At 62.3% G+C, this 220-nt stretch carries 1 pseudogene; it reads left to right on the forward strand.

From position 1 onward, the window contains the following. Window positions 1-220: pseudogene (locus IAE50_RS25865) on the forward strand (type IV conjugative transfer system protein TraV); the annotation flags it as partial.

A 220-nucleotide genomic window follows, 5' to 3' on the forward strand; every position in this document is an offset into this window, starting at 1 on the left:
CTGTAATGCCACCGCCACCGATAAATGCCTGACCACCGCTGAGGCCAATGCTTTGGCCGCAAAGGGGAAAAGCATTAACGACATCGGTCAGGACATCGCCGTAAAAAAGCCTGCGGGTGAAACCCTGCCGGCACTGCGTAACCCGGCGCCGGCGGTCAGTTCTTCCCGGCCCGTTTCTGTCGCAGCAACCGGTGTCATCGCCCCGCGCCCGATCGCCACC

This window comes from Kosakonia sp. S42 (assembly GCF_016624785.1).
GTDB lineage: Bacteria > Pseudomonadota > Gammaproteobacteria > Enterobacterales > Enterobacteriaceae > Kosakonia > Kosakonia cowanii.